Source organism: Erythrobacter sp., from assembly GCF_039988855.1.
Taxonomy (GTDB): Bacteria; Pseudomonadota; Alphaproteobacteria; order Sphingomonadales; family Sphingomonadaceae; genus Erythrobacter.
Genome location: NZ_JBDXIY010000016.1, coordinates 555,780 through 580,434, shown reverse-complemented (window position 1 = coordinate 580,434; position 24,655 = coordinate 555,780). Strand labels below are relative to the sequence as shown.

Sequence of the window (24,655 nt, the reverse complement as noted above, 5' to 3'; positions counted from 1 at the left end):
TCTGCGTTAAGTTACTGAACTAAATAACGAATCATTGCTTTCTTTGTTTACCATAAACTGGCCAGACAAAGAGTGTTTTTGAAACCTCGGCGACTCGTGATCGCCTCAAATTTCGATCATGATATGAACACAGGCCGGGTCCACGGCATATTCCGAAGCGATACTTAAGCGACAATCCGCTACGAGGTTTTCACCCTTGCTTTGGGCGCCAGAACCAGAAAGCTCCGCTTCGGAAACACCCAGGACTTCAGCGATTCCCGCGATGCGTTCCGGCAATGGCTTGGCCTTGCCCTTTTCCCATGCCCAAACGGTTGGCTTGCTAACCCCAAGGGCATTGGCGACCTGTTCCAGCGTCAATGATCGTTCGCGGCGTAATCGATTGAGCTGGACTCCAAATTCGGCACCTTTGGAATACCGGCCAAAGGAAGGAGTAGGCGTTTGCGGCGATGCACTGGGCATCGGTCTTGCGCCTAAAGGCTCCGATCGTAGTTCAGTTGCTGCAAGCGCCGCTTCGCCAAGGGCTTGTTCAAACGCGCAGCCGTATAATTTCTCGCTCACCCATACGATCTCTGCGCCAACGGGCCCTACATCGGGCAGTCCGATCGCCAATCTTTCGCCCGGGACCAGCTCCAGGTCTGTTTCGATCAACAGGCCTGCTGCTGAGAGATTGTGGATCGTCACATTGGCCGGAGGACCGCCATCTGCAACGGCTTGCGTTTGGAATTTCAAGGCGCGGCGTGGGTGTCTGCGACCGTCTGGAGTGATGCCATCGGCGCGTTCAACAGTTTCGAGGTGGGCTTTCAACGCCATTGGGTAAGGCTCCTATGTGGGAGCTTCACGTTCCGGCGAAAAGAGTAAAGACGCGGTTAGCAAACAAGGTTAATCGCGCCGGGCCGCACGCCAATGCGACCAAGCGTTGAAAACCACCTATGAGGGCAAGGGTTAGTCGGCTGTGTCTAGGCCGTAAGCAGTGTGCAACACACGAACAGCAAGTTCGGTTTCATCTTCATCGATCAGAACGCTGACCTTAATTTCAGAGGTCGAAATCGCTTGAATGTTAATCCCGCGATCCGACAGCGCGCTAAACATGGTGCTGGCGACGCCCGCATGACTTTTCATACCCACGCCGACCACGGAAATCTTCGCGACTTTGCTATCGGTTATGACCCGATTGAAACCGATATCGCCGCGCCGATCGTCCAAAAGCGCCTGAGTACGTGCAAGGTCGGCGCCCGGCACAGTGAAGGTCACATCGGTTTCACCCTTATCGCGGCCAACGTTCTGAATAATCATATCGACATTGATCGAAGCATTCGCGAGCGGCGCAAAGATGTCCGCCACAGCCCCCGGCTTATCCGGCACGCGGGTCAGCGTCACCTTGGCTTCGTTTTTGTCGTGCGCGATTCCGGTTACAAGTTGGCGTTCCATTTCGCCCCTTTCGACCATTTGTTCCATTTCTTCATCCGACACAATCAAAGTGCCGGGCAGTTCGTCAGCCGGGACGGCGTCATCGCCGACAAAGCTGGAGAGCACCTGAATGCGTACACCCGCCTTCATCGCAAGACCGACCGAGCGGGTTTGCAAGACCTTTGCGCCCACCGAGGCCAATTCCAGCATCTCTTCGTAAGTGACCGCTTTGAGCTTACGCGCCTTGGCCACGATGCGCGGGTCAGTGGTGTAGACCCCGTCCACATCGGTATAGATATCACAGCGGTCCGCCTTCACCGCAGCAGCAACCGCAACCGCCGAGGTATCAGAGCCTCCGCGCCCAAGCGTTGTCACCCGGCCTTCATCGGAAATACCCTGAAAACCCGGACACACCGCAATCTCGCCCGCCTCCATGCCAGCGATCATCTCAGGGGCATCGATGGTGGAGACACGGGCCTTTGCATGGGCCTCGACTGTCTTCATCGGCATTTGCCAGCCGAGCCAGCTGCGTGCCTTGCATCCCAAGGATTGCAGCGTCAACGCCAGCAATCCACTGGTCACTTGCTCTCCGCTGGCGACGACCACGTCATACTCTGCCGGATCATACAATGCGTTTGCTTCGCGGCAGAAACCCACAAGACGATCGGTCTCACCCGCCATCGCACTAACGACGACGGCAACCTCCGAATTGTTCGCGGCCTGCGCACGCACAATATTGGCGACCCGGCGGATTCTTTCCGTCCCCGCCATCGAGGTGCCGCCAAACTTCATGACCACACGTTTCTTCATTTTGGGCTCTAGTGTCGACAAGACCGACAAGCTCCTGCTGGTTACATTCCGTTCGCGCTGCTAACGAGGGTCTATGCGAAACGCAAACACATCTGACGTAACAATCCGTCCCGAAGAGGCCGCCTTCTTTGCTGATCTTGCAAAAGACTGGTGGAACCCGAAGGGAAAAATGGCGAGCCTGCATCAGGTAAACCCGGTGCGCCTCGCATTTATTCGTTCGTCGGTCGATGCCCACTTCGGGACCGACACACACGGGATAAGGCCGCTTTCTGGCAAGACCGCGCTTGATATAGGCTGCGGTGCGGGCCTTGTGTGCGAGCCGCTGTCGCGGCTTGGCGCAGAGGTAACCGGTGTGGACGCCGCCAGTGACAATGTCGCCGCCGCAAGTGCCCATGCCGAAGCTGGCGGTCTCAATATCCGTTATATGTTGGGAGAGGTCGCGGGGTTGGACATCGGCACCTTCGATCTAGTCACCAGCCTTGAGGTTATTGAACATGTCGCGGACAAACGCGCCTTTCTTCGCGATGTGGCCGCGCGTTTGGCCCCCGGCGGGTTGCTAGTGCTCTCAACCCCCAACCGCACAGCAGCCTCGCGCGTCCTCCTTGTGGGGGCGGCGGAGGCTGTGGGTTACGTCCCGAAAGGCACGCACCATTGGGAAGATTTCATCACGCCAGAGGAACTGGAAGAATTGCTCACTGAGCTAGGCTTCGAAGTGACCGAGAGGCGCGGCATTGCATGGCGCCCAGGTAAGGGTCTGCACCTTAGCGATGACGAGGCGCTCAATTACATTTTGAGCGCGCGTAAAGCGAGATAGTCAAAGAATACGCGAAGCTTGCTCAGCGCTCGGTACCCAGCATTCATCGAGCTGCCCAAACCATTTGTAGCGATTGCGTGCGATCATCTTGTAGATGGGATCGCGGACAAAACGCGGGACAAGGCGAAAAATCACACCAGTGCGCCACGGCCAGCCCAGCTGCGACCACATATGCAAGACGGCATCGCTGTTCATCCAAACCCGGCCGCCGTCGGCCTTGGCATCGAGCAGGATAAAACTCGTAGGATCGCGCTGGTCTAGGCCAGCGTGACGCATAATGGCCGCGCCCGCCGCATCTTGCATTGCGGCCATACGAAAACGGCCTTGGCGATCATTCTTAAGCACAAAACGCGCATTGACCGTGCACAGCACACAGACGCCGTCGAAGACGATGATGGGCTTATCACGCGGCAGCGCCGCGAAGGCGTCAGCGTTCAGGCTCATCCGCTTGACCCGTGAGAGCGACAAATTCTTTCACATTGTCAGTAAAGAACCCATCCGCACCGCTGGCAAGCGCCGCGCGCCAAAACATCTGCCACTTTCCATCTGCCGCAGGTCCGCCTTCATTTTGGAGCCCTGCGGGCAGGAAGCCGTTTTCCTTGCGCAATGTCCACGGGTGCACTTTCAGGCCAAAGCCATGCGCATCCGCCACAAGAGACGTCGCCGCCATGCTTTGCGGATCAATCACATGTCCAAGCCACGGTCCAATGCCGTCGGCATAGGCTGCGATCTCTTCCAAACCGCTTGGCGTGATCATTTCGGCATAGCGCATATCAGGCTCATCCACCGGACCTCCATCAGGCGCGACAAGCTGGATAAGTTTATAATCGCTGCGCTGATTAAGGCGGCGAAGCGTGCCCACTTCAAAGCACTGAATGAAAATCGGATCGCTGGGTTCAATCCCCAGATTGCGCAGTTCGCGCAAGGCCAGATCGACCATGTCGATGCCCTCCACCTCAAGCACGAAATTGGGATGCTTTAGTTCGGGGTAAAGGCCGATCTTACGGCCTGTCTCCGCCTCTTTGGCGCGTACCAGTTTGACGATCTCTTCAAAGGTCGGGACTTGATAAAGGCCATTAAACCGCGTATTCGCAGGGCGTGAGGCAGGCACACGTTCTTTGGCGCGAAGTGTGCGCAACTCTTCAAGAGTGAAATCCTCTGCAAACCAACCAGCAACCCGTGTACCGTCGATGGTTTTCTCGCGCTTGAGATGATCGAACTCCTCACGGCTTGCCACATCCGTAGTGCCCGACAGCTCGTTTTCATGGCGCGACACGAGCACCAGATCCTTAGTCACAACAAGGTCAGGCTCGATAAAATCAGCGCCCTGATCAATCGCCAGCTCATAGGCTGCAAGAGTGTGTTCGGGCCGGTCGCCGCTGGCCCCTCTGTGTGCGATTATCAAGGGATCACCTCCATCAGCCAGTGCAGCAGCAGCCATAAAAGGGGCTGGCACGATAAGCAGCGCTGCAAGAGCGCTTACAATAGTTTTGCGGACCATTCATCTTCCTTGAAACCCACGAGAATGCCATCGGCGCATTCTACTATTGGTCGTTTAATCATAGAGGGGTTCTGAACAAGCAATTGGGCAGCTTTGGCCTTGTCGGCCGTCTGTTCCTTCTCAGCATCGGACAATTTGCGAAAAGTGGTGCCGCGCTTGTTCAGCACAACATCGACGCCCTTATCACCGATCCAAGAGGTCACTTTGCCCGCATCAGCGCCTTCTTTCTTATAGTCATGGAATGTATAGTCGAGCCCCTTTGCATCCAGCCATTTGCGCGCCTTCTTGACGGTGTCGCAATTGGGAATGCCGTAGAAGTGTATGGTCATCGAAGGGCTTGTCCTTGACGTGAGTGATTTTCCAGAATGGTGGTTCTTTACCCCAAGCATCCCGGGGAAAACAGTGGCAAATTGCCACAAGGCCGCGTCCCCTCTTCGCGCCGGATAAATCAGGCTTAACGGACCCTTTAGTGTTTGTCCTTAAGGAGGCGTTGAACCTTGTAGGAAGACCATGACCAAAACGTTTTCAAAAATCGCTCTTGCGGCTGGCGCTGCTACGCTGGCTTTCACCCCTGTCGCAGCCACCGCTGGCACACGCGCCGGGGATAATGCGGCCGTATACACATCGGCCAAATCGCAGCCGGGAGTGGGCCGCGATGCTAAAGGGGAAAGCGTTCTTGGCGGGCTTCCGATCGCACAGATTCTCTTCGGCCTTTCCTTTGCTGCCTTCACCGCATTCTATATCAATGAAGCGGTCATTGAAGATCGCGAGACCATCGACGGCTTCCAATCTGCTGGAGTCTAGGCGCGGCCTAAATGCGCATCTGCAATTGCCACCGCTAACGCATCTGCTGCATCTGCCCCTGCAACCTTTGCGCCAGGCAAAAGCACTTTAATCATCGCTGCGACCTGCGTTTTATCCGCGCTTCCGGTCCCAACAACCGCCTTCTTGACCAGCCGTGCGGCATGCTCATTCACGTAAAGCGATGCGCTCCCACAGGCGGTCAGGACACTTCCGCGCGCCTGAGCAAGCTTAAGCGTGGATTTGGGGTTCTCATTGACAAACACCTCTTCGCACGCTGCCCGGTCAGGGCCGTACCGCGCGATGACGCCCGCGATCCCGCTGTGCAAAAGCGCCAGACGCTCTGTCATCGGTGCCTTGGTGTTGGTTTTGATCTGGCCATTGGCAATATGGGTCAGGCGCGAACCCTCAGTTCGGATCACACCCCAACCTGTGCAGGTCAGCGACGGATCAAGGCCCAAAATTACCATTTAAAGCCCCACTATCCAGCCAAGCCGCCAAGCAATCGCCAGAGCAAATGCCATTAGAAGCGCAGTGAGAAAGAGCAGCTCGAGCTTGTTCAAGCGTCGAGCTTCTCCATCACCTCGTCAGAAATGGCGTAATTGCCCCATACGGTCTGAACATCATCGTCATCATCAAGCGTGTCGATCAGCTTGAGAAGCGTGCCTGCGCCTTTTTCGTCCATGTCGACGGTGAGGTTTGGCTTCCAAGCAAGCTTGACTTCCTTAGCCTCGCCCAAAGCCTTCTCAAGTTCGGATGAAACGCCATGAAGTTCTTCAGGAGCGGTCCAAATGGTGTGGCCGTCTTCAGACGATTCAATGTCATCGGCGCCAGATTCCATTGCTGCTTCAAGAACGGTGTCCTCATCACCAGCATCCGCGGGGTATTCGATCAGACCGACACGTTCAAAGCCGTGCGCAACCGAACCTTCGGTGCCCAAATTTCCGCCGTTCTTGCTAAATGCAGTGCGCACAGCCGTTGCCGTTCGGTTACGGTTATCGGTCAGTGTTTCAACGATGATCGCACTGCCGCCGGGGCCATAGCCTTCGTAGCGGACTTCTTCATAGTTCTCGCCGTCCGCCGCAGCAGCCTTGTCAATCGCACGCTGGATATTGTCCTTGGGCATGGACTGACCTTTGGCCGTGTTGACCGCAAGGCGCAGGCGCGGGTTCATATCCGGATCAGGTGTGCCCATTTTGGCAGCAACTGTGATTTCGCGGCTCAATTTTGAAAACAGGTTTGAGCGCTTCTTGTCCTGCGCACCCTTGCGGTGCATGATGTTCTTAAATTTGGAATGGCCAGCCATTGGAAACTCTTTTTGCCAGAGAATGTGGTCGTTTTGCGTTTTTGTGCGCTTTTTTTAAGCGTGAATTAGTGGCCTTGCATTAGCCCCATGAGCAACATGACGACAACCCCAATCTCCGAAGCAATCGGCGCTGCCGAAATCGAAGCCTCATTTGGCGAAGGCGAGCGTGATGCTGCTCTTGTGGCACCGGCCCTGACCATCATGGACGAATGGAGGCGCTTTGGCGCATTCCTAAAGCGCCCCACTCTTGATATGGGCGTGCAAAATGAAGGTGCTCCTACGGTTTTAGCGCGCATCTACGCTCTCGACATGGCGGCGATGTTCGTCCTGATCGGGGTTGCAAGCGCGTTGATCGCTGCCGGGGTATATATCCCCGAAACCGCGCTCGCGGGAATGGAGTTCACTTGGGGAATAATCGCGCTGGTGGTGATCGGCGCACCGGTTATGGAAGAGATCGCATTTCGCGGTTGGCTTTCAGGCAGACCCGGGCCAATTCTGGCTTTGCTCTTCTTGGGAGTGGGCGCAATTGGAGCCACAATTCTTCAAGCGTCGACACCTGTCGGTGGGGCACTGCTTGGGCTTGCCGGGCTTGCTGCTGCGATCACAGCGCTTTTTGTGCTTCGCAAAAATCCTGCCATGGGATGGTTTGCAAAGGGCTTCCCGGCGTTCTTCTGGCTTTCGACAATTGCCTTCGCACTTGTCCATCTTGCGAACTTTGAAGAAGGCTCGCTTACAGTGTTGCTGCCTTTGGTCTTGCCTCAGCTTATCCTTGGCACAATGCTAGGCTATGTCCGGGTGCGTTTTGCGCTGTGGGCCGCAATTGCTCTCCACGCAGCGCATAATGCAACAGCGCTGAGCATTGCAGCCATTGGAGGGCAGTTGGGTTAGACCTTAACCGCAGTCCCGCTGGCTGACACCATCAGCATCGAACCGGTGTCGCCAACCACCTCGTAGTCGAGGTCAATCGCGACAACCGCGTTCGCGCCTTTAGAGGCGGCCTCTGCCTGCAATTCCGCGATCGCCTCTTCGCGCGCTTGTTTCAGGATGCGCTCATAGCTGCCCGAGCGCCCGCCCACGATATCGCGGATATTGGCGAACAGGTCGCGGAACAGGTTTGCGCCAACGATCACTTCGCCAACGACAATTCCGCAATATTCCTGAATCGGGTGCCCCTCCACCGTGGGTGTAGTGGTGACAAGCACTCCGCGCGCGTCTTTCCATGGTCCAGCCATTCGACAATCTCCCTGTTCCAAGTGTATTAATTAGATAATACACAAACGCGGGAATTCAATGGTGGCTATCGCTGACCGGGTCAGCGATCACATCATGCCAAGCGCAGACTTATACGTCTCAAGCACCATATCCTGCTCAGAGCGCTCATCAGGCTTCATTTTGCGAAGCTTGATAACTTGGCGCATGATTTTGGTGTCATAGCCCACTGCTTTCGCCTCCGCATAAACATCGCGAATATCATCGGCGATGCCCTTCTTTTCTTCTTCGAGGCGTTCGATGCGCTCAATCAAAAGGCGCAGGCGGTCATCGGTGGCTTCGGCCATCGTCGGGATACTCCAAAAGAATCGGTTGAACAGTTGGCGCAGCCCTAACAGGAGACGCCAATGCTTGCAGCTCGAGTCTGTTCATTCTCCACTGATCTACCCACAGCTTGCGCGAGGGCGACGATATTGTAGGGTCGAACCAACATTGGATGCAGTGGGGGTGAGCCAGTGGCCGAAGACATGAAAGCTAATACAATCGCGCGCGCTGCGGAGAGCCTTGCATGACGCCTGAACAGCTTGAAGTCGTCCCGTCTGATGCTGGCGCAAGCGGCAATGTGGTCGTCTTTTGCGGCCATATGTTCAATGCGGGGAGCGACGCTGAAAGATCTCTTGCACAGCGCATTAGCAACCATCTCCACGAACTTGATGTCACAGTTGGATACGGCCCATTGGCTTGCGGCGCGGATATTGTCATCGCCGAAGAACTGTTAAAGCGCGGGGCCGAACTCAATGTCGTTCTCCCCTTCGCCGAAGAAGACTTTATCGACGAAAGCGTGACATCAGGAGGGCACGATTGGGCAGAGCGTTATTACGCCTGCCGGAATGCAGCGAAAACGATCAACTTTGCAACGCCGAGTGATTATGTCGGTGATGACAACCAATTCGCCTACAACACGCTTTACGCCATGGGGTTGGCGTTGCTGCGTTCGGAAAAACGCGGGTGCGAGGCTTATCAGATTGCTGTTGTCTCCGATGAGTTTGCAAGCTTTTCTACCACCGGAAAGGCCGGAACCAAGGCTGATATGAAGCTGTGGCAGGATCTGGGACGGCAAACCATTACGATCCCGGCGGGTAAAGTGCCGCGCAATATGCGTTTCCCCAAGCGCGCAAAAATTGGTGATGGGACCAAACGTGAAATCCGCTCAATCATCTTTGCCGATTACAAGGGTTTTTCCCGATTAGGCGAACGCGAATTGCCCGATTTTATGCACACCGTCATGGGGCGTATTGGTCAAGTACTGAACGATCACGGCGACCATGTGGAGTTTCGCAACACTTGGGGTGATGCGGTCTATGCGATCGTAGATGAACCCAGGAAAGCCGCTGCCATCGCGCTCGCACTGCAGGACGCGCTCTCTGACATCCCGCGCGGGCTCGTCCCATCGGGCGCTGTTGCCGGGATGAGGCTTGGCCTACACTACGGCCCCATATGGGTTGGCACAGACCGGATTACCGGCAATCGATTATGGTACGGAGGCGAGGTCAATCGCACAGCGCGGATTGAGCCTGTGACACCCGTTGGCGGTGTCTATTGCACGGAGAGTTTTGCCGCTGCGCTCCTCATGGACAATTGCCATGAGTGTGAATTCACTTCCGTTGGCCGTTTGTTGCTTCCGAAAAAGTACGGCGAAGTCGAACTCTACCAGTTGAAGAGCGCTGGAAACACGGATTAGTGCCCTTTATTGAGCGCGACACTCGCTTTCATGGCGGCCAATTGCTCGTCAGTTGCGGGCTTTTGCCGGGTCGATTTCCACTCTTCCATCGGCATTCCATGAATAACCGCACGGGCCTCGGCCTTGTCGCCTTCAAAGCCTGCATCGCGGATCCAGTCTGCCAAGCAATTGCGGCAAAATCCCGCAAGGCCCATCAGTTCAATGTTCTGCGCATCATGCCGATGCTGAAGATGGCTCACCAAACGCCGAAACGCGGCGGCCGCTATCGCGTCGTCCAACTTATCGAGAGCGCCTTGGTCCGGCTGTTTTTCCAGGGCTGAGTTCGTATTCATTGGGGCTTTTCCTTGAGTTGCAATTTTGCTGTGCCATAGCAGATCAACAAGATAACTGGGTGAATGGATCAGCCCAAGGGAAGTATGATGCGATGACAAAAAGCGACAACACCCGGATCGACCCACGCGGGCGCAAGGTCAAGATATTGGCGACCATCGGCCCTGCCAGCCGCTCGCCAGAAATGCTGCGCAAATTGTTTACAGCTGGCGCGGATGCATTTCGGGTCAATATGAGCCACGGCAATCACGATGACCATGCGCAAGCGATCAAAGCGATCCGTGATCTTGAAAAGGAATTTGCGCGGCCGATCGCAATCCTTGCCGACCTTCAAGGGCCAAAACTTCGCGTTGGCGAATTCAAAGAAGGCCGCGCGGTCATCCGCCATTCGGGGCATTTCACATTGGACCACGATCCGGCACCGGGCGATGAAACCCGCGTATGCCTGCCCCACCCCGAACTGTTCGGGATAATGGAGCGCGGCCAGCGTCTTTTAATCAATGACGGCAAGATCAAGCTCGTTGTCAAAGAGGCGGATGAAAACCGCATTTTCTGCACCGCAGAAGTCGGCGGGGTTATCTCTGACCGCAAGGGCGTGAATGTGCCTGACGCCGAAGTGCCGATCCCGGCGCTGACAGAGAAAGACCGCAAGGACTTGGCCTTCGCCGTTGAACAAGGCGCAGACTGGATCGCGCTTTCGTTTGTACAGCGTCCCGAAGACATGGCCGAAGCGCGCAAACTCATCGCTGAACACAAGGGTGCGGGCACCGCCCTATGCGCCAAGATTGAAAAGCCTATGGCGGTCAACCGGCTGTCCGAAATCATCGATATGGCCGACGGCATTATGGTCGCGCGCGGTGATTTAGGTGTTGAGCTTGAACCTTTTGAAGTGCCGCCGCTGCAAAAGAAAATCGTCAATGCCACCCGCCGCGAAGGCAAGCCTGTTATTGTGGCGACCCAAATGCTCGAAAGCATGATCGAAAGTCCCATGCCAACGCGCGCAGAAGTCTCTGACGTTGCCAATGCGGTTTATGACGGCGCGGATGCGGTTATGCTGTCGGCGGAAAGTGCGGCGGGTGATTGGCCGGAAGAATCGGTGGCGATGATGAATTCAATCGCTCTCAAGATTGAACACGATGACGGCTATAAAGAGCGCGTGCGCCTTTTGGAAACACAGCCCGATGCGACCACGTCGGATGCGCTGGCGCACTCTTGCATGACCATTGCTGACACTGTCCCGATCACCGCGATCACCGTGTTTACTATGAGCGGTTCAACCGCGCGGCGCGTATCACGCGAACGCCCAAGCACGCCGCTGCTCGTGCTTACCCCCAGCATCAGAACCGCGCGGCGCGTGGCTTTATTGTGGGGGGCCCATGCGGTGGTGACAAAAGACATCGGCAGCTTTGAAGAGATGATAGCCAAAGGCAAACGCATGGCGCTTCGTCACAGGTTTGGCGCGCCGGGATCTAAGCAGATTGTGCTTGCAGGCGTGCCGTTCGGGACGCGCGGAAGCACCAATGTGCTGCATGTTGTGACCTTGAGCGGCAAGGAATTGGAGAAGCATGAAGGTTAGCCTCTAGCGCTGCCTATGCTGGCAATTGTGATCGGCGCGCTTAGTTTTCTGCTGCCCGCTGAGAGTGGAAAAAGTCGATCTTCCAGCGGCCATCGTGATGCACAAGCACTGCGGATTCGAACCAGCTCACAGGCCTAACATCAGGCGGCGTGCCTGCACTGCCCGTGTTCACCCATTGCGACCACGCGACGTCGCAGCGCACTTTGGTATCCATCGGTCCCAGCGACCAATTGATTTCCACTCCTTGGGCAAGTGCCTCCTCGATCACATCAACAAGCGCACTGCCGTCAAACCGCTGCCCCACGTCGAATGAATACATATTCGCAGTGGTGAGGCTCTCGAACGAGATGTCGCCTTCTCCGCGCAGTGCATCAAAGAACTGGGAAATAGTCTTCTCGACATCCGCACGCGCATTCGCTGGATCAGGGCACTCCGATGACTTCGCGTATGCGCCTTGCGAGAATAGGAGAGCTGCCGTCGCCGCGGCAAGGTAGAGTTTGTGTTTCATGACTGCTGGTTCGCGCCGTTAGGCGGTCATGTCAATGTCATTTGACCGACCGCCCAAGTCACGTTTTATGCCTCAGCTTCGCCAGCCTCTGCTGTCTCTTCAGCAGAATCAGTGACGGCATCAACAGTACCTTCAACTGCATCCTCGTCTTCTGATGGTTTATCAGCATCGTCCCATGCTTTGGTTGCCCTGCCTACCGGCGCCAAAGGAGATTTGCTGTCAGTAAATTCGCTCGCAGGAATAGCCAATTCGATATCACTCTCTGTTGTCGCCATCATCTCGCGCCCTTGCGGGATACGTCCGCTGCGTCCTGTGATAAATAGCCCTGCGATTGGCACAGCAATCACGCCCGCTACCGTTGCGACTGTGTTGCCCTCTCCTTCCTGACGATAGGTGCCTTCAAGGTCGATCCGGCGGCCATTGACGGTCACATACTCAAGCTCAATGTCCATCTTGCCGGACTTGCCGAACATACCCTTATTGGTGAGCCATGTAATCCGCCCGGTTGCACGCGCACCGTTGGGAATAACGACATAATCGCCCACCATCACATCGTGCACTACGCTCAAGGCAAAGGTGTCGCCTTCCGACCATGTCTTGCCCTTGGTTGTGACTTCCTGGTTCATCTTCAAGAGGACTTCGGTGTTGGCCGGAAGCTTGGCATTGCCAGTAGCTCTTTTCTGAATAGCGAGCGGAGCAGGCGCAATAACTGACGCGGCCTCTACCGTCTCGGCCGCTTCGATTGCTTCGTCCGCCTGTACCGCTTCGGTCACTTCTTGAGTGGTTTGTTCAACTGTTTCTTGTTGCGTCGGCGCAGCAGTCAAGGCCACCGCAAGCGAAGTGCAAATCATAGTACTCATTTAACGATTCCGTCCCCTAAGCATTCGACAAGAAAGTCGAACCGGGATCAGCCATATATTGCCGGAACAGTTTGTCCATTGCCTGCCATGTAAAACTCACCATAGCGGGCATTAAAGCAAGACTAGCCCGCCACCTTTGAGAGACGTGCTTTTGCCTCAGCTTCGCCAATAAGGGGCATAAGCTCGCCCATGTCGGGACCATGGTTCATGCCAGTGAGCGCTTGGCGAAGCGGCAGGAACAATTGCTTGCCCTTGCGCCCTGTTGCTTCTTTAAGAGCGCCCGTCAGCGTTCCCCATGGATCATCACTCCATGTCAGCCTCTCGGCAGCCTGCGCGAGGTAGGCTTTGTCATCGTCGGAGAATTCAGGCTGCTCAATCGGGCCTGTGACAAGGCGCCACCATTCGGCGACCTCGCCAACGGTCGCCACATTAGGCTGCACCGCATGCCAGCCAGCCTCATCCATACCGTCAGGCAGGCGGTCTTTTACCGCCTCATATGGCATGGCGTGAACAATCGCAGTGTTAACCCGCTCCAAATCGGCATCATCAAACTTGGCAGGCGCACGCCCAAAGGTGCCAAGATCAAAGGTTTCCAGCAGCTTCGTTCGGTCCGCGATCGGTTCCACCGGAAGCGATGTGCCGAGGCGCGATAACAGGGCGATAATCGCCTCAGGCTCAATATCTTTCTCGCGAAACGCATCGCAGCCAAGCGAGCCAAGGCGCTTCGACAGTTTGCCTTCCGTGCCCACCAAAAGCGCTTCATGCGCGAAGGATGGCGGGGTTGCCGCCATGGCGGTGAACATTTGGATTTGAACAGCGGTGTTGGAGACGTGGTCCTCGCCGCGCAAAACCTGTGTCACCCCCATGTCCACATCGTCCACCGTGCTTGGGAGCATATAGAGCCATGAGCCATTGGCCCGGCGGATTACCGGGTCGCTGAGCGTTGCGGGATCAAACTTTGCCTTGCCTCGCACACCGTCAATCCATTCAATGGCTTCGCCGTGGTCGAGTTTAAAACGCCAGTGCGGCTGAATGCCTTCTGCCTCTTTGGCAGCGCGCTCTTCGTCGGTGAGCTCCAATGCGCCGCGGTCATAAATCGGCGGAAGACCGCGGCCGAGCAGGACTTTGCGCTTGAGCTCCAACTCCTGCTGCGTTTCGTAAGCAGGGTATATCCGGCCAGCATCGCGCAGCTTCGTAAAGGCTGCTTCATAGGCATCAAGGCGGGTAGACTGCCGTTCTTCGCGAGCCCAATCGAGACCTAGCCATTTAAGGTCAGCTCGGATCGCCTCGACATATTCTTCGCGCGAACGCTCTGCATCGGTGTCATCAATACGCAAGATAAACTCGCCCCCAGAGTTTTGGGCAAGCATCCAATTGTGGAGAGCGGTGCGGATATTGCCGACATGCAGCCGGCCCGTGGGTGAAGGGGCAAAACGTGTTGTAACCATGCGCGCCCCGGTAAAGCCCTGCGCGCATTGCTGCAAGCGAGTTCAATAGGCCGGTTCAACAAGCGGCGAGTTCTGCTTCGACCAGAGCAAGGACACCATCCCATAGCGGCACCCCGCGTTCAGGGCGGATAAAGCCCTCAATAGCGCGGTTGAACGCAGTGCGATCACGATCGCACGCGCTTTCAATCATAGAGGCAAGGGTCATTTCATCATGGGTGAGTTTGCAGCAACAAAAGCGCGACACATGAATGCTCTCAGGCCATTGCGCAGACACGGACTGACTAAGCGCAAGCGTCTTTGCCGCGATGTTCACGCTGTTAAGCCGAGAAGCGAGCTCAGGCACGGGGTCGCGCCTCGCCTTTTGATGGATCGCGATCAGCCTAAGCGAATAGAGGAAACGACCCGCGATTGGATTGGTCGATTGAATAAGTCGAGGCTCCGCCAGCCGCGCAATGGCAGCCTTGGTTGTCGCATTGCTTTGCGCTTGGCTTTGATCCTTGGGGGTCATGATGCTCCTTATGAGTCGGTGTGACTGGTTGGGAGCACTATGACCTAATTGCGAATGCGTCGCAAGAGCGTTTGCTTGATATAATCACTTTGGTGCGATACTGAATGAGTGCTCAATATAGAGGAACACCTCTGTCTCGCTTGATTGTTGGAAGTACAGATCGCCGTGAAGGCCCGTGATCGAGACACCGTAGTCACTGCCAAACAGTTTCGCATAGGCATTGGCTTCTTGAGCTATTCCGCGAACAACAGCGCGTCGATACTGCTCGGGGTCATCAATGCCGAGACCTGTTGTGCCCACATCAATGAATGAGCGGCCTGTCGCCGGAACCCCTTTGACAAATTCTTCGATCCGCTCCGCCGTTTTGCCGACGTTAGGGTCTTCGCCGCGCAAGGGAATGCGCGCATAAATCTGCACCCGGTTGGTATCGGGACGATTGCCGTTTGTCAGAGGAAGCTCGCGCATATTGGCAAGCGTGACAGGCTCCAATTTGTAGCGGCCTGCAACGATATCGATGCCCTGCGCATCAGCGCTCTTGAGCGTTTCGCCCAGCATTTCGAAAAGCTCTTCGCGGCGCTCTTCATAGTTGCGCGTATCCGAACTGACGAACAGCGGGGTCACGAAATAATCTGCTCTCCGCGTTACTCCGATGGCAGAAGGCCCGCTGCCATTGCGGCTCGGCGCAAGATAGGCATTAAGCGAAGATCGGTCCTGACGCGCGCCCGTGACGACCACGGTGTCTTGAGCGCTGAGCGGCAGAACAGGTGCGGCGATAGAAGCTGCACAAGCCAGTAGAATCAATCGTTTCATAAGGTCCCTCCTCCGATAAAGTGTAGGGAGGCTATGCCTGCAAACCAAACTACAATCTGAACAGGCACAAAAAAGGCCCCGAAGGATTGTTCCTGCGGGGCCTTTTTGTGAGTGGTTGCGAAGAATTACTCTCCAGCGTCACCTGCATCCGCTTCTGGTGCTGGTGTCGGCGCTGCCGCAGCCATAGCTGCTTTCATCGCTTCTTCCGAAGAAACCGGATCAGCTGCCGGCTCTTCTTCTTTGACGCCCGCCGCTGCAAGCTTCTCTTGCTGTTTCTTCCACGCAGCCTTGAGAGCGGCATCACGGCTAGACGCGGTCACGCGCATGCGGTTCATGCCAGCGCCCGTCCCAGCTGGGATCAGGCGGCCCACGATCACGTTCTCTTTGAGACCGATCAGCGTGTCCTTCTTACCTTCAACCGAAGCTTGGGTAAGAACGCGGGTCGTCTCTTGGAACGATGCGGCAGAGATAAAGCTGCGAGTTTGCAAGCTCGCCTTGGTGATACCAAGCAGGATCGGAACACCTTCCGCAGGTTTCTTATTCTTGCCAAGCTTGCCGTTCACTTCGAGCATTTCGGCATAGTCGACCTGTTCACCAGGCAGAAGCGTCGTGTCGCCGCCAGCGGTAATCTCAACTTTTTGCAGCATCTGGCGAACGATCACCTCGATGTGCTTGTCGTTGATCTTCACGCCTTGCAAACGGTAGACTTCCTGGATCTCATTGACGAGATACTCAGACAGCGCCTCAACGCCCATCACCTCAAGGATGTCGTGCGGGTTTGGCGCGCCGGAAATCAGGGTGTCCCCCTTTTTCACGAAGTCGCCTTCTTGCACGTCGATCACCTTGGTTTTGGGGATCAGGTACTCAACTGCATCACCCTCTTCAGGCACAATCGCGATCTTACGTTTCGCTTTATATTCGCGAACGAATTCGATCTTACCAGAGATCTTGGCGATGACTGACATGTCCTTTGGCAAACGCGCCTCGAACAATTCAGCCACACGCGGCAGACCGCCGGTAATATCGCGGGTTTTTGCCGCCTCACGCGATGCACGCGCAAGGATATCGCCGGCATCAACCGTTTGACCGTCTTCAACCGAGAGGGTCGTGCCCGGTGCGAGCATATAACGCTGCGCATCAGTTTCGTCCTCAATGGTCTGGCCTTCGCCTTGAAGGATCATGCGCGGACGCAGCTCTTCCTTCTTTTTGCGGCCCGTGGCGCGGTTTTCGGTGACCACGCGCTGCGCGATACCGGTTGCATCATCGGTCTGCTCTTCGAGCGTCGTACCCTCAACCAGATCTTGATACTTCACCACACCCGATTGCTCGGTGATGATAGGCAGAGTGAACGGGTCCCATTCAGCGAGACGATCGCCTTCTTTGACTTTCGCGCCGCTCTTGAATTTGATGACCGTACCATAAGGCACTTTGTGCATCTCGCGTTCACGGCCCTCGGCATCGATAACCGCGATTTCACCGTTACGAGCGAGCGACAAGATGTTGCCCTTCTTATCGGTGATCGTCGGCATATCGCGAAGTTCGACTTTACCGTCTGAAATCGCTTCAAGGTGCGAGGTTTCGTTGAGCGTTGCGGCACCGCCAATGTGGAAGGTCCGCATAGTCAGCTGTGTACCAGGTTCACCGATGGATTGTGCAGCAATAACGCCCACAGCCTCGCCGATGTTCACCGGAGTACCGCGCGCAAGGTCACGGCCATAACAGGTCCCGCAAACACCTTGATCGCTCTCACAAAGCAGCGGCGAACGGATGCGAACAGACTGAACTTCAGCCGCCTCGATTTCCTTCACCATTGGCTCGTCAACCATCGTCCCCGCAGGCACAATCACTTCGCCGGTTGCGGCGTTCATGATGTCTTCGGCAACGGTACGACCAAGAATACGCTCACCAATGGACGCAATTACACTACCGCCTTGGACGATGGCGCGCATTTCCATGGCGTTGGTTGTCTTACAGTCTTTCTCAACGATGGTGCAGTCTTGCGATACGTCAACCAGACGGCGGGTCAGGTAACCCGAGTTCGCCGTCTTAAGTGCAGTATCCGCCAGACCTTTACGAGCGCCGTGGGTTGAGCTGAAGTACTCAAGAACCGACAGACCCTCTTTAAAGTTCGAGATAATCGGGTTCTCAATGATCTCGCCCGAAGGCTTAGCCATAAGACCGCGCATACCGGCAAGCTGTTTCATCTGCGCTGGCGAACCACGCGCACCTGAGTGGCTCATCATGTAGATCGAGTTGATCTCTTTCTCGCGGCCATCGTCGTCGATGGGCTGAGCTTTAATCTCATCCATCATCGCATCAGCAACCAGATCACCACACTTGGACCAAGCGTCGATCACCTTGTTGTATTTCTCTTGCTGAGTGATGAGACCGTCTTGATATTGCTGTTCATAGTCAGCAACCAACGACTTGGTTTCTTCGACCATGCCTTCCTTCGAGTCAGGAATGATCATGTCATCCTTACCAAAGGAGATGCCCGCCTTAAACGCGTGGCGGAAGCCCAATACCATGATGGCGTCAGCGAAAAGGACCGTGTCCTTCTGACCTGTGTGACGATACACTTCGTCGATCACGTCGCCGATGTCTTTCTTCGTCAGAAGACGGTTGATGATGTCGTAAGGAACCTTGTGGTTCTTTGGCAGACATTCACCGATCAACATCCGGCCCGGCGTCGTTACAAAACGGCGCTGAACGATCTTACCATCTTCATCGGCCTGCGGAACGCGGGCGATGATTTTGGAGTGAAGCGTCACAGCCTTGGTTTCAAGCGCCTGGTGCACTTCGGCCATATCGGCAAAGCGCGGCAGCTTTTCGGCTTTGGTGCCATCTTCGTTCTCGAGGAATTCAGGGGTCTTTTCCTGACGCTCCATCGAGAGATAGTAGATGCCCAGAACCATATCCTGTGACGGAACGATGATCGGCTTACCGTTGGCAGGCGAAAGGATGTTGTTCGTTGACATCATCAAAACGCGCGCTTCGAGCTGAGCTTCGAGGCTCAGCGGTACGTGGACCGCCATTTGGTCGCCGTCAAAGTCAGCGTTAAAAGCCGAACACACCAGCGGGTGAAGCTGGATCGCTTTACCTTCGATGAGGACGGGCTCGAACGCTTGGATGCCCAAACGGTGAAGCGTTGGCGCACGGTTCAGGAGAACCGGGTGCTCACGGATCACTTCGTCAAGGATGTCCCAGACTTCTTTGCGCTCTTTCTCAACCCACTTCTTGGCTTGCTTGAGGGTCATGGAAAGACCCTTCGCATCCAGACGGGCGTAGATGAACGGCTTAAACAGCTCGAGAGCCATCTTCTTAGGCAAACCACATTGGTGCAGTTTCAATTCAGGACCGGTCACGATGACCGAACGACCTGAATAGTCGACGCGCTTACCAAGCAGGTTCTGACGGAAACGGCCCTGCTTTCCTTTAAGCATGTCAGACAGTGATTTCAGAGGGCGCTTGTTGGCACCCGTAATCACGCGGCCGCGGCGGCCGTTGTCGAACAGAGCATCAACCGCTTCTTGAAGCATACGCTTCTCGTTACGGACAATGATGTCTGGCGCGCGCAGTTCAATCAGGCGCTTCAGACGGTTGTTCCGGTTGATCACGCGGCGATACAGATCGTTGAGATCGGACGTTGCAAAACGGCCACCATCCAGCGGCACCAGCGGGCGCAGCTCAGGCGGGATCACAGGGATCACTTCGAGGATCATCCACTCAGGACGGTTGCCAGATTCAATGAAGCTCTCAACCACCTTAAGGCGCTTGATGATTTTCTTCGGCTTAAGCGTAGACTTAGTGGTCGCGAGTTCCTCAAGAAGGTCTTCGCGCTCTTGCTCAAGGTCCAATTCCATCAGCATGACCTTAACCGCTTCTGCACCGATGTCGGCAGAGAAGGCGTCTTCGCCATACTCGTCTTGCGCTTCGAGCAGTTCATCTTCGGTCAGCAGTTGGAATTTCTCAAGCGGGGTCAGACCCGGCTCAACCACAACATAGCTTTCGAAGTAGAGAATGCGCTCAAGCTGCTTCAGCTGGATGTCGAGCAAAAGGCCAATGCGCGATGGCAGCGATTTGAGATACCAAATGTGAGCAACAGGAGCAGCAAGCTCGATGTGGCCCATACGCTCACGGCGCACTTTGGTAACAGTAACTTCAACGCCGCATTTTTCACAAACGACGCCTTTGTACTTCATGCGCTTATACTTGCCGCAAAGGCATTCGTAGTCCTTTACCGGACCAAAGATACGCGCACAGAACAGACCGTCACGCTCAGGCTTGAACGTACGATAGTTGATCGTTTCTGGCTTTTTGATCTCGCCGAAAGACCACGAACGGATGCGCTCTGGCGAGGCGATGCCGATCTGAATCTGGTCAAATGTTTCCGGCTTAGCCAGCTGGTTGGTGAATTTTGTCAGTTCATTCATGACTGTGTTTCCCTTGTGGGATGAAAACTCTTAGGCGGAAAGGTGGGAGGGGCCGATAAGCCCGCTCCCGCTATTCCGCTGCAATCGCGCCGAAATCGTCGTCCTCTTCGCCGTCTCCGAGCGAAGTGAGTTCGACATTCATACCCAGCGAGCGCATTTCCTTGACGAGAACGTTGAAGCTCTCCGGAATGCCTGCCTCGAAGGTGTCATCGCCTTTGACGATCGCTTCATAGACTTTCGTCCGTCCGACAACGTCATCCGACTTAACGGTGAGCATTTCCTGCAAGGTGTAGGCGGCGCCGTATGCTTGCAGTGCCCAGACCTCCATCTCACCAAAGCGTTGACCACCGAACTGCGCTTTACCACCCAGCGGCTGCTGCGTGACGAGCGAGTATGGACCGATGGAACGAGCGTGGATCTTGTCGTCGACCAAGTGGTGCAGTTTGAGCATGTAGATAATGCCCACTGTCACCTTGCGGTCGAACGCTTCACCGGTACGCCCATCAAACAGCGTCGACTGGCCAGAGCTATCGACACCGGCCTTGACCAAGTAATCGGTCACGTCTGGTTCGCGTGCGCCGTCAAAGACCGGCGTACCCATTGGAACACCTGCTTTAAGGTTGGTCGCAAGCTCAACGATGCCAGCGGTTGAACGGCTGTCGAGGTCTTGGTGATATTGCTCACCGTAAACATCCTTGAGACGATCAACAACCGCTTCGGGTGGTTTCACATCGGAATAGTCTTCGGCAGCGTTTGGATTGGCGCGTTTCCACTCGTCGAGCTTCTCCGCGATATCCATACCCAGCCCGCGAGCGGCAAAGCCAAGGTGCGTTTCAAAGATTTGCCCGACGTTCATACGCGAGGGCACGCCCAGCGGGTTCAGTACGACATCAACCGGCGTACCGTCTTCGAGGAATGGCATGTCTTCGGCCGGAAGGATGCGCGAAATCACACCCTTGTTACCGTGACGGCCAGCCATCTTATCGCCCGGTTGCAGCTTGCGCTTCACCGCCACGAAGACTTTGACCATTTTAAGAACACCCGGCGCGAGTTCATCACCACGCTCAAGCTTTTCTTTGCGGTCGTCGAACTTGGCATCGATCAGGCCAACAGCCTCATCATATTGCGACTTGATCGCCTCAATCTGAGTTTGGCGGCCATCATCGGCCACTGCGAATTGGAACCATTCGTGGCGCTCAATATCGGCGAGCACTTGCTCAGAGATTTCGAGGCCCTTCTTGATGCCTTTAGGCGCAGCAGATGCGGTCTGACCCATAAGCATGTCTTTAAGACGGTTATATGTCGCACGGTTCAAAATGCCGCGTTCGTCGGCTGCGTCCTTACGAAGACGTTCGATCTCTTCGTTTTGGATTGCACGGGTACGGTCATCGATTTCGATACCATGACGGTTGAAGACGCGAACTTCGACAACCGTGCCAGCCACACCCGGCGGCAGGCGCAGTGATGTATCGCGGACGTCTGATGCTTTCTCACCAAAGATCGCGCGAAGGAGTTTTTCCTCCGGCGTCATTGGGCTTTCACCCTTTGGTGTGATCTTACCGACGAGAATGTCACCGGGATGCACTTCTGCGCCGATGTAGACGATGCCTGCCTCATCCAAGTTGCGTAAGGCCTCTTCGCCCACGTTTGGAATGTCGCGGGTGATATCCTCTGGGCCAAGCTTAGTATCGCGGGCCATCACTTCGAATTCATCAATGTGGATCGAGGTGAAGACGTCGTCTTTCACGATGCGTTCGGAGATGAGGATCGAATCCTCATAGTTGTAGCCATTCCAAGGCATAAAGGCGACGAGGCTGTTTTTGCCCAGCGCCAGCTCACCAAGATCGGTTGAAGGACCATCAGCGATAATATCGCCCGGCTCAATCGTCTCGCCCACTTTCACCAGCGGACGCTGGTTGATGCAGGTGTTTTGGTTGGAGCGTTGGAATTTCTGGAGCGTGTAAATGTCGACGCCCGACTGACCGGGTTCAACATCGCCAATTGCACGGATCACGATACGCGTCGCATCGACTTGGTCGACAATACCGCCGCGTTTCGCCGCGATAGCCGCGCCTGAATCGCGCGCCACGGTTTCTTCCATGCCGGTGCCAACCCACGGTGCCTCTGCTTTCACAAGCGGCACAGCTTGGCGCTGCATGTTCGAGCCCATGAGTGCGCGGTTCGCGTCATCGTTTTCCAGGAACGGAATAAGCGATGCTGCAACCGAAACGAGCTGCTTTGGCGAGACGTCCATCAAAGTGATCTGATCGTTTGGCGCCATCAGGTTGTCACCTGCTTGACGTGCCGAAATCAGGTCTTCGACGAAAGTGCCATCATCGTTGAGCTCAGCAGAGGCCTGCGCAACCGTGTGCTTTTGCTCTTCCATTGCGGAGAGATATTTCACATCGCCAGTAACTTTGTTGTCTTTCACCTGACGATAAGGCGTTTCAATAAAGCCATATTTGTTAACGCGCGAGAACGATGCCAGCGAGTTAATCAGACCGATGTTCGGGCCCTCAGGCGTTTCAATCGGGCAGATACGGCCATAGTGCGTTGGGTGAACGTCGCGGACTTCAAAGCCAGCGCGCTCACGCGTCAAACCACCCGGCCCAAGCGCCGAGACGCGGCGTTTGTGAGTGACTTCTGAAAGCGGATTGGTTTGGTCCATAAACTGCGAAAGCTGCGAGGAACCAAAGAACTCACGAACCGCTGCCACAGCAGGTTTCGCGTTGATTAGATCGTTCGGCATAACGGTCGACACATCGACCGAAGACATACGCTCTTTAACCGCACGCTCCATACGTAGCAGGCCAACGCGGTATTGGTTTTCGAGAAGTTCGCCCACCGAACGAACGCGGCGGTTGCCAAGGTTATCGATGTCATCGACATCACCCTTGCCGTCTTTCAGATCGACAAGCTCTTTAACCACAGCAAGGATGTCTTCCTTACGAAGCGTCGTCACAGTGTCTTCAGCATCAAGCTCAAGACGCATATTCAGCTTCACACGGCCAACAGCGGAAAGGTCATAACGCTCACCATCGAAGAACAAGCCTTCAAACAGAGCTTCTGCGGTTTCCTTGGTGGGCGGCTCGCCCGGACGCATGACCTTGTAGATCGCCTCAAGGCCCTCATCACGGTTTTCAGCCTTATCGACTTTCAACGTGTTGCGGATCCATGGGCCGGTATTGATCTCGTCAATGTCGAGCAGCTCAAGCGTATCGAAGCCAGCTTCATCAAGCGCCTCAATGTGCTCAAGCGTAACTTCATCGCCTGCCTCGATATAGATCGAGCCTGTTTGCTCGTTGATCATATCATAAGCAGCGAAGCGTCCAACAGCCTCCTCGGTAGGAAGCAGCAGGTGCGTCAGGCCATCCTTGGCCGCCTTATTGGCAGCGCGAGGGCTAATCTTTTGGTTAGCAGCAAAAATCTCTTCGCCCGTTTTTGCATCGACCAGAGGGAAGGACGGCTTAGAACCGCGCCAAGCTTCTGGCGTGTAAGGGATCTTCCAGCCGTCTTTATCCCGGCTCCACTTCATAGTGTCGTAGAAGTGGTGCAGAATGCCCTCGCTATCGAGGCCCAGCGCATACAAAAGCGCCGTAACCGGCAGCTTACGCTTACGGTCGATGCGGACATTGACGATGTCCTTGGCGTCAAACTCAAAATCGAGCCATGAGCCGCGGTACGGAATAACGCGGGCTGCAAACAAAAGTTTACCCGAGGAGTGCGTTTTACCACGGTCGTGGTCGAACAGAACGCCCGGAGAACGGTGCATTTGCGAGACGATCACACGCTCTGTACCGTTGACGATAAAGGTGCCGTTTTCCGTCATGAGCGGCATGTCGCCCATGTAAACGTCTTGCTCTTTAATATCGAGAACAGAGCGGGTTTCGGTTTCCTGATCGACTTCAAACACGATCAGGCGAAGCGTTACCTTCATAGGAGCCGCATAGGTAATCCCGCGCTGACGACATTCGGTGGTATCGTACTTTGGCTCTTCGAGTTCATAATGAACAAAGTCGAGCTCTGCGGTCCCTGCAAAATCGCGGATCGGAAAGACACTGCGCAAGGTCTTTTCCAGACCCGACACATAGCCCGCTTCCTTGTCAGAGCGCAGGAAGAACTCATAGCTCTCACGCTGCACTTCGATCAGGTTGGGCATGTCGACGACTTCGTGAATGTCGCCAAAAATCTTACGGATGCGCCGCTTTGCGGTACCCTTTGCCTCGCGGCTGCGGGTTGCTTTCGCCTTGGTTGCCATGGAGGAATTTTGCCTCTTTGCTTGAGCGCGCCGTGGGAAAGTCCAAGACGCGGGTAAAGTGTTCAGTCGTCACGCGAGACTGGCATGCCATATGAGACGCAAACAAGCCGCACTCCGAAGATGGGCCCAATACGGGTCCAAAGTGGATGCAGCTAAAGCACTCGCGAATATGGCAAAGCATCGCTTCCATTCTTGAACCCATTCGTCGCGCATGAATCGGTCCGGCTCGAAGCGGATGTGTGGAAGCGTATTTAGGGGGAATGTTGGATTTGTAAAGGGGGAATTGACGCACTGACTTAACCAATCTTATCGTTTTTCAATATTATTGTTTTGCA

At 55.4% G+C, this 24,655-nt stretch carries 22 protein-coding genes; 5 read left to right on the top strand and 17 right to left on the bottom strand.

Going from position 1 to position 24,655, the window contains the following annotated elements; all coding sequences use genetic code 11:
- Positions 1-105 precede the first annotated feature (105 nt).
- Together ABJ205_RS10485 and ABJ205_RS10480 are read right to left on the bottom strand one after the other, a co-directional pair.
- Positions 106-810: a helix-turn-helix domain-containing protein gene (locus ABJ205_RS10485; protein WP_348159178.1), complete on the bottom strand. Its 705-nt coding sequence runs from the start codon at positions 808-810 to the stop codon at positions 106-108.
- 132 nt (positions 811-942) lie between these two features.
- Positions 943-2,199: an aspartate kinase gene (locus ABJ205_RS10480; RefSeq protein WP_348159208.1), complete on the bottom strand. Its 1,257-nt coding sequence runs from the start codon at positions 2,197-2,199 to the stop codon at positions 943-945.
- Between the two features lie 91 nt (positions 2,200-2,290).
- Between ABJ205_RS10480 and ubiG the strand changes: the two genes are divergently transcribed.
- The gene (gene ubiG / locus ABJ205_RS10475) at positions 2,291-3,031 is read left to right on the top strand and encodes a bifunctional 2-polyprenyl-6-hydroxyphenol methylase/3-demethylubiquinol 3-O-methyltransferase UbiG (protein ID WP_348159176.1); all 741 of its coding nucleotides are present in this window, start codon (positions 2,291-2,293) and stop codon (positions 3,029-3,031) included.
- Here ubiG and ABJ205_RS10470 read toward each other — a convergent pair whose 3' ends face one another.
- Genes ABJ205_RS10470 through ABJ205_RS10460 form a run of 3 tightly spaced genes read right to left on the bottom strand, consistent with a single transcriptional unit; the run spans position 3,032 to position 4,861 of the window.
- On the bottom strand, positions 3,032-3,475 hold the full coding sequence (locus ABJ205_RS10470; protein ID WP_348159174.1) for a DCC1-like thiol-disulfide oxidoreductase family protein: 444 nt from the start codon (positions 3,473-3,475) through the stop codon (positions 3,032-3,034).
- On the bottom strand, positions 3,459-4,532 hold the full coding sequence (locus ABJ205_RS10465) for a glycerophosphodiester phosphodiesterase family protein (RefSeq protein WP_348159173.1): 1,074 nt from the start codon (positions 4,530-4,532) through the stop codon (positions 3,459-3,461). Before ABJ205_RS10465 ends, ABJ205_RS10470 begins: the two co-directional genes overlap by 17 nt.
- Positions 4,511-4,861 (bottom strand): ArsC family reductase, encoded by a 351-nt coding sequence (locus tag ABJ205_RS10460; RefSeq protein ID WP_348159171.1) that lies wholly within the window; start codon positions 4,859-4,861, stop codon positions 4,511-4,513. Before ABJ205_RS10460 ends, ABJ205_RS10465 begins: the two co-directional genes overlap by 22 nt.
- Before the next feature lie 181 nt (positions 4,862-5,042).
- Here ABJ205_RS10460 and ABJ205_RS10455 point away from each other — a divergent pair, with 181 nt between their 5' ends.
- Positions 5,043-5,336 (top strand): hypothetical protein, encoded by a 294-nt coding sequence (locus tag ABJ205_RS10455; protein ID WP_348159169.1) that lies wholly within the window; start codon positions 5,043-5,045, stop codon positions 5,334-5,336.
- On the opposite strand, the gene ruvC is transcribed toward ABJ205_RS10455, so the two are convergent.
- A complete protein-coding gene (gene ruvC, locus ABJ205_RS10450; protein WP_348159167.1) occupies positions 5,333-5,803 on the bottom strand; it encodes a crossover junction endodeoxyribonuclease RuvC in 471 nt (156 codons plus the stop codon). The two genes, ABJ205_RS10455 and ruvC, sit on opposite strands and share 4 nt — an antisense overlap.
- A gap of 89 nt (positions 5,804-5,892) precedes the next feature.
- Positions 5,893-6,639, bottom strand: a complete 747-nt coding sequence (locus ABJ205_RS10445) for a YebC/PmpR family DNA-binding transcriptional regulator (RefSeq protein ID WP_348159165.1) — start codon at positions 6,637-6,639, stop codon at positions 5,893-5,895.
- 96 nt (positions 6,640-6,735) lie between these two features.
- Here ABJ205_RS10445 and ABJ205_RS10440 point away from each other — a divergent pair, with 96 nt between their 5' ends.
- Positions 6,736-7,527: a CPBP family glutamic-type intramembrane protease gene (locus ABJ205_RS10440; protein WP_348159163.1), complete on the top strand. Its 792-nt coding sequence runs from the start codon at positions 6,736-6,738 to the stop codon at positions 7,525-7,527.
- Here the strand turns inward: ABJ205_RS10440 and ABJ205_RS10435 are convergent.
- Both ABJ205_RS10435 and ABJ205_RS10430 read right to left on the bottom strand, forming a co-directional pair.
- Positions 7,524-7,871 carry a heavy metal-binding domain-containing protein gene (locus ABJ205_RS10435; RefSeq protein ID WP_348159162.1) on the bottom strand — a complete coding sequence of 116 codons (348 nt, stop codon included), beginning with the start codon at positions 7,869-7,871 and terminating at the stop codon, positions 7,524-7,526. The two genes, ABJ205_RS10440 and ABJ205_RS10435, sit on opposite strands and share 4 nt — an antisense overlap.
- Positions 7,872-7,958: 87 nt before the next feature.
- On the bottom strand, positions 7,959-8,195 hold the full coding sequence (locus ABJ205_RS10430; RefSeq protein WP_348159160.1) for a DUF2312 domain-containing protein: 237 nt from the start codon (positions 8,193-8,195) through the stop codon (positions 7,959-7,961).
- 221 nt (positions 8,196-8,416) lie between these two features.
- Here ABJ205_RS10430 and ABJ205_RS10425 point away from each other — a divergent pair, with 221 nt between their 5' ends.
- Positions 8,417-9,589 (top strand): adenylate/guanylate cyclase domain-containing protein, encoded by a 1,173-nt coding sequence (locus ABJ205_RS10425; RefSeq protein WP_348159158.1) that lies wholly within the window; start codon positions 8,417-8,419, stop codon positions 9,587-9,589.
- Here the strand turns inward: ABJ205_RS10425 and ABJ205_RS10420 are convergent.
- Positions 9,586-9,921 carry a DUF1244 domain-containing protein gene (locus tag ABJ205_RS10420; RefSeq protein WP_348159157.1) on the bottom strand — a complete coding sequence of 112 codons (336 nt, stop codon included), beginning with the start codon at positions 9,919-9,921 and terminating at the stop codon, positions 9,586-9,588. The two genes, ABJ205_RS10425 and ABJ205_RS10420, sit on opposite strands and share 4 nt — an antisense overlap.
- Positions 9,922-10,013: 92 nt before the next feature.
- Here ABJ205_RS10420 and pyk point away from each other — a divergent pair, with 92 nt between their 5' ends.
- Positions 10,014-11,495, top strand: a complete 1,482-nt coding sequence (pyk, locus tag ABJ205_RS10415; RefSeq protein WP_348159155.1) for a pyruvate kinase — start codon at positions 10,014-10,016, stop codon at positions 11,493-11,495.
- A 40-nt stretch (positions 11,496-11,535) separates the two neighbouring features.
- Here pyk and ABJ205_RS10410 read toward each other — a convergent pair whose 3' ends face one another.
- From ABJ205_RS10410 to rpoB, 7 genes are all read right to left on the bottom strand, one after another.
- Positions 11,536-12,003, bottom strand: coding sequence for a hypothetical protein (locus tag ABJ205_RS10410; RefSeq protein ID WP_348159153.1), 468 nt, complete (start codon positions 12,001-12,003; stop codon positions 11,536-11,538).
- A gap of 65 nt (positions 12,004-12,068) precedes the next feature.
- Positions 12,069-12,863 carry a hypothetical protein gene (locus ABJ205_RS10405; protein ID WP_348159152.1) on the bottom strand — a complete coding sequence of 265 codons (795 nt, stop codon included), beginning with the start codon at positions 12,861-12,863 and terminating at the stop codon, positions 12,069-12,071.
- 122 nt (positions 12,864-12,985) lie between these two features.
- On the bottom strand, positions 12,986-14,311 hold the full coding sequence (gltX, locus tag ABJ205_RS10400) for a glutamate--tRNA ligase (protein WP_348159150.1): 1,326 nt from the start codon (positions 14,309-14,311) through the stop codon (positions 12,986-12,988).
- A 55-nt stretch (positions 14,312-14,366) separates the two neighbouring features.
- Positions 14,367-14,819 (bottom strand): DNA-directed RNA polymerase subunit beta', encoded by a 453-nt coding sequence (locus tag ABJ205_RS10395; RefSeq protein ID WP_348159148.1) that lies wholly within the window; start codon positions 14,817-14,819, stop codon positions 14,367-14,369.
- 84 nt (positions 14,820-14,903) lie between these two features.
- On the bottom strand, positions 14,904-15,629 hold the full coding sequence (locus ABJ205_RS10390; RefSeq protein WP_348159147.1) for a hypothetical protein: 726 nt from the start codon (positions 15,627-15,629) through the stop codon (positions 14,904-14,906).
- Between the two features lie 125 nt (positions 15,630-15,754).
- Positions 15,755-20,062 carry a DNA-directed RNA polymerase subunit beta' gene (gene rpoC / locus ABJ205_RS10385; RefSeq protein ID WP_348159145.1) on the bottom strand — a complete coding sequence of 1,436 codons (4,308 nt, stop codon included), beginning with the start codon at positions 20,060-20,062 and terminating at the stop codon, positions 15,755-15,757.
- 70 nt (positions 20,063-20,132) lie between these two features.
- Complete coding sequence (gene rpoB / locus ABJ205_RS10380) at positions 20,133-24,320, bottom strand: DNA-directed RNA polymerase subunit beta (protein WP_348159143.1); 4,188 nt, start codon at positions 24,318-24,320, stop codon at positions 20,133-20,135.
- Between the last annotated feature and the right edge of the window lie 335 nt (positions 24,321-24,655).

Excerpts from the sequence above, each read along its gene's own strand:
- ABJ205_RS10395 (WP_348159148.1), bottom strand. The coding sequence starts at position 14,819 with ATGACCCCCAAGGATCAAAGCCAAGCGCAAAGCAATGCGACAACCAAG.
- rpoC (WP_348159145.1), bottom strand. The coding sequence starts at position 20,062 with ATGAATGAACTGACAAAATTCACCAACCAGCTGGCTAAGCCGGAAACA.
- ABJ205_RS10465 (WP_348159173.1), bottom strand. The coding sequence starts at position 4,532 with ATGGTCCGCAAAACTATTGTAAGCGCTCTTGCAGCGCTGCTTATCGTG.
- ABJ205_RS10470 (WP_348159174.1), bottom strand. The coding sequence starts at position 3,475 with ATGAGCCTGAACGCTGACGCCTTCGCGGCGCTGCCGCGTGATAAGCCC.
- pyk (WP_348159155.1), top strand. The coding sequence starts at position 10,014 with ATGACAAAAAGCGACAACACCCGGATCGACCCACGCGGGCGCAAGGTC.
- ubiG (WP_348159176.1), top strand. The coding sequence starts at position 2,291 with ATGCGAAACGCAAACACATCTGACGTAACAATCCGTCCCGAAGAGGCC.
- ABJ205_RS10430 (WP_348159160.1), bottom strand. The coding sequence starts at position 8,195 with ATGGCCGAAGCCACCGATGACCGCCTGCGCCTTTTGATTGAGCGCATC.
- ABJ205_RS10460 (WP_348159171.1), bottom strand. The coding sequence starts at position 4,861 with ATGACCATACACTTCTACGGCATTCCCAATTGCGACACCGTCAAGAAG.
- ABJ205_RS10410 (WP_348159153.1), bottom strand. The coding sequence starts at position 12,003 with ATGAAACACAAACTCTACCTTGCCGCGGCGACGGCAGCTCTCCTATTC.
- ABJ205_RS10435 (WP_348159162.1), bottom strand. The coding sequence starts at position 7,871 with ATGGCTGGACCATGGAAAGACGCGCGCGGAGTGCTTGTCACCACTACA.
- ABJ205_RS10480 (WP_348159208.1), bottom strand. The coding sequence starts at position 2,199 with ATGAAGTTTGGCGGCACCTCGATGGCGGGGACGGAAAGAATCCGCCGG.
- ABJ205_RS10455 (WP_348159169.1), top strand. The coding sequence starts at position 5,043 with ATGACCAAAACGTTTTCAAAAATCGCTCTTGCGGCTGGCGCTGCTACG.
- gltX (WP_348159150.1), bottom strand. The coding sequence starts at position 14,311 with ATGGTTACAACACGTTTTGCCCCTTCACCCACGGGCCGGCTGCATGTC.
- ABJ205_RS10445 (WP_348159165.1), bottom strand. The coding sequence starts at position 6,639 with ATGGCTGGCCATTCCAAATTTAAGAACATCATGCACCGCAAGGGTGCG.
- ABJ205_RS10485 (WP_348159178.1), bottom strand. The coding sequence starts at position 810 with ATGGCGTTGAAAGCCCACCTCGAAACTGTTGAACGCGCCGATGGCATC.
- ABJ205_RS10440 (WP_348159163.1), top strand. The coding sequence starts at position 6,736 with ATGACGACAACCCCAATCTCCGAAGCAATCGGCGCTGCCGAAATCGAA.
- ABJ205_RS10420 (WP_348159157.1), bottom strand. The coding sequence starts at position 9,921 with ATGAATACGAACTCAGCCCTGGAAAAACAGCCGGACCAAGGCGCTCTC.
- ABJ205_RS10405 (WP_348159152.1), bottom strand. The coding sequence starts at position 12,863 with ATGAGTACTATGATTTGCACTTCGCTTGCGGTGGCCTTGACTGCTGCG.
- rpoB (WP_348159143.1), bottom strand. The coding sequence starts at position 24,320 with ATGGCAACCAAGGCGAAAGCAACCCGCAGCCGCGAGGCAAAGGGTACC.
- ABJ205_RS10390 (WP_348159147.1), bottom strand. The coding sequence starts at position 15,629 with ATGAAACGATTGATTCTACTGGCTTGTGCAGCTTCTATCGCCGCACCT.
- ruvC (WP_348159167.1), bottom strand. The coding sequence starts at position 5,803 with ATGGTAATTTTGGGCCTTGATCCGTCGCTGACCTGCACAGGTTGGGGT.
- ABJ205_RS10425 (WP_348159158.1), top strand. The coding sequence starts at position 8,417 with ATGACGCCTGAACAGCTTGAAGTCGTCCCGTCTGATGCTGGCGCAAGC.